The sequence below is a fragment of the uncultured Sphingomonas sp. genome (assembly GCF_946477935.1).
Classification (GTDB): Bacteria; Pseudomonadota; Alphaproteobacteria; order Sphingomonadales; family Sphingomonadaceae; genus Sphingomonas.
In genome coordinates this window covers 1-2,751 of record NZ_CAMLAC010000341.1, presented here as the reverse complement: position 1 = coordinate 2,751, position 2,751 = coordinate 1, and the positions used below count along the sequence as shown (strand labels likewise).

5 protein-coding genes are annotated in these 2,751 nt (G+C 67.5%); all 5 read left to right on the top strand.

Features of this window, described 5'->3' with window-relative positions:
- Positions 1-41: 41 nt before the first annotated feature.
- On the top strand, positions 42-614 hold the full coding sequence (locus tag Q0U08_RS19590) for a NifU family protein (protein ID WP_298093462.1): 573 nt from the start codon (positions 42-44) through the stop codon (positions 612-614).
- Complete coding sequence (locus tag Q0U08_RS19585; protein WP_298093458.1) at positions 614-1,204, top strand: malonic semialdehyde reductase; 591 nt, start codon at positions 614-616, stop codon at positions 1,202-1,204. The genes Q0U08_RS19590 and Q0U08_RS19585 overlap by 1 nt, the downstream gene beginning before the upstream one ends.
- A 4-nt stretch (positions 1,205-1,208) precedes the next feature.
- Positions 1,209-1,847 carry a tRNA (adenosine(37)-N6)-threonylcarbamoyltransferase complex dimerization subunit type 1 TsaB gene (gene tsaB / locus Q0U08_RS19580; RefSeq protein ID WP_298093457.1) on the top strand — a complete coding sequence of 213 codons (639 nt, stop codon included), beginning with the start codon at positions 1,209-1,211 and terminating at the stop codon, positions 1,845-1,847.
- Positions 1,844-2,317, top strand: coding sequence for a GNAT family N-acetyltransferase (locus Q0U08_RS19575; RefSeq protein ID WP_367271168.1), 474 nt, complete (start codon positions 1,844-1,846; stop codon positions 2,315-2,317). Before tsaB ends, Q0U08_RS19575 begins: the two co-directional genes overlap by 4 nt.
- 93 nt (positions 2,318-2,410) lie before the next feature.
- The coding region (locus tag Q0U08_RS19570) for a Fur family transcriptional regulator (protein ID WP_298093456.1) at positions 2,411-2,751 on the top strand (341 nt) is incomplete at its 3' end.

Genomic DNA, 2,751 nt, shown 5'->3' with positions numbered 1-2,751 from the left:
CCCCGCTTGATCCCCGCGCCCCGCCGCGCCACATGGCCTCCATGCTGATCGAAACCGAAGCCACACCGAACCCCGCGACGCTGAAGTTCCTGCCCGGCCGGGCGGTGATGGATGCCGGCACCCGCGATTTCGCCACGCCCGAGGAAGCCACAGCCAGCCCGCTGGCCGAGGCGATCTTCGATCTGGGCGATGTCACCGGCGTGTTCTTCGGCCGCGACTTCGTCTCGGTCACGATCGCGCCCGGTGTGAACTGGGCGGACGTGAAGCCCGACGTGCTCGGCATCCTGCTCGATCATTTCTCGGCCAACATGCCGCTCTTCCGCCAGGGCAGCGCCGATTTCGCCGTGCCCGCCGAGGAAGAGAGCTTCGCCGACGATCCGGCCGATGCCGACATCGTCGCCCAGATCCGCGAACTGATCGAAACCCGCGTCCGCCCGGCGGTCGCCAATGACGGCGGCGACATCGTTTATCGCGGCTTCGACAAGGGCAAGGTATACCTGCGGATGCAGGGCGCCTGTGCCGGCTGCCCCTCGTCCAGCGCCACGCTTAAGAACGGTATCGAGCAACTGCTGCGCCATTACGTTCCCGAAGTCACCGAAGTGCGGGCTGTTTGATGCAGCCGCTGGACGACGCCGCGCTCGACCGCCTTTTCCGGGAAGCGCGCACCTTCAATCATTATCTCGACAAGCCGGTCGAGCAATCCGCGCTGCACGCGATCTGGGACCTGATGAAATTCGGCCCCACCTCCGCCAACCAGCTGCCCGCCCGCCTCGTCTGGTGCACCAGCCAGGAGGCGAAGGACAGGCTCGCCGCCTGCGCCAGTGACTCGAACGCCGCCAAGATCCGCAAGGCGCCCGTTGCGGTCGTCATCGGCATGGACGTGAACTTTCACGAACACCTGCCCGATCTCTACCCGCATGTGGACGCCAAGAGCTGGTTCGACGGCAATGCCGAGCTCCGCGAAGCATCCGCCTTCCGCAACAGTTCGCTACAGGCCGGCTACTTCATCCTCGCCGCCCGCGCGCTGGGACTGGACACCGGCCCGATGTCGGGCTTCGACGCCGGGCAGGTCGATCTCGCCTTCTTCGCGGATCAGCCCGGCGTGCGCACCAACCTGATCTCGACCCTGGGTTACGGCGACCGCGCGACGCTCCATTCGCGCAATCCGCGGCCGGACTTCGACCGCTTCAACCGCATCGTCTGATCCGTTGCGCACGCTCGTCATCGAGACCGCCACCGCCGCCTGCTCGGTCGCGCTGATCGAGGACGGGCGCGTGATCGACCGCGCGCACGATGTGGTCGGCCGCGGCCATGCCGAAAAGCTGGTGCCGATGATCGCGGCACTGGCGCAAGGCGGCCGGGCCGACCGCATTCTGGTCGATTGCGGACCCGGCAGCTTCACCGGCATCCGTGTCGGCCTCGCCGCCGCGCTTGGCCTCGGCTTTGGCTGGCAGGTGCCGGTCACGGGCTATCAGTCGCTTGCGCTCGTCGCCGCCGCCGCCCTGGCGGCGCACGATCTCCCGGAGGTCTGCGTGGTGCTCGAAGGCGGGCACGGCGAGGTCTTCTTGCAGCCCTTCGCCGCCGACCTGAGCGCGCTGGCGCCCGCCGCCTCGCTGAAACCCGATATCGCGCTGACCATGCTTGAGGGCCGAACCGCTGTCGGCACCGGCGTCCACCGTCTCACCGCGCTCGCCCCCGACCTGCCCGTGATCGAGGCGCTGCCCGACGCCGCCGAGGCCCATCGCCTGCCCGCCGCGCTCGCCGACCTGCCGCCCCGCCCGATCTATGGCCGCGCGCCCGATGCGAAGCCGCCGGCTCCGCGTGCGGCAATCGGGGTCGCCGCATGATGGCCACGCGCAGCCTCACGCTGCGCACCGGGGATGCGCGCGACGTGGCCATGATGGATGCGCTGATGGCCGCCGCCTTCGATCCCCGCTGGGGAGAGGCATGGACCCGGTCGCAAGCGATGGGCGTGCTGGCGATGCCCGGCATCCACCTCGTCTTTGCGTTGGTCGATGACGTGCCCGCCGGCTTTGCACTTACCCGTGCCGTCCTGGACGAAGCCGAACTGCTGCTGCTCGCCGTCACCCCGCCCCATCGCCGCGCCGGCGTCGGCACCGCGTTGATGCAGGGCGTGCTGGCGGATTGCGCCGCCCGCGGCGTCACCCACCTCCATCTGGAGGTGCGTGAGAATAACCCGGCCATCGCCTTCTACCAACGTCACGGTTTCGAACGGCAGGGCATCCGCCGCGGCTATTACAAGGGACATGACGGCGCCGCCTACGATGCGCATACTTATGCCAGAATAGTGGGATAAGCGCCCAGAGCCCCGCTTATTGCGAATCGCTATCCTCTTTTCGCAAAAACGCTTTGGGCCTATAAGGGGCCGCGTCCCAAGGAGTAGTGAAGCATGGCCCGCAAAATCGATCTGGAAGCGCTTTGCGCGCAAAAGGGGCTGCGCATCACCGAGCAGCGCCGCGTCATCGCGCGCGTGCTGTCCGAGGCGGAAGATCACCCGGACGTCGAAAAGGTCTATGAGCGCGCCGCCGCGATCGACCCCGGCATCTCGATCGCCACCGTGTATCGCACCGTGCGCCTGTTCGAAGAGGCCGGCATCCTCGATCGCCACGATTTCGGCGATGGTCGTGCCCGGTATGAGCCTTCGCCCGAGGCGCATCACGACCATCTGATCGACGTGGAAACCGGCCGCGTGATCGAATTCGTCGATCCCGAGCTGGAGCAGCTTCAAAA

What these genes read in the sequence shown, in the direction of transcription:
- Q0U08_RS19590 (WP_298093462.1), top strand. Translation starts at nt 42, where the DNA reads ATGCTGATCGAAACCGAAGCCACACCGAACCCCGCGACGCTGAAGTTC.
- Q0U08_RS19585 (WP_298093458.1), top strand. Translation starts at nt 614, where the DNA reads ATGCAGCCGCTGGACGACGCCGCGCTCGACCGCCTTTTCCGGGAAGCG.
- Q0U08_RS19575 (WP_367271168.1), top strand. Translation starts at nt 1,844, where the DNA reads ATGATGGCCACGCGCAGCCTCACGCTGCGCACCGGGGATGCGCGCGAC.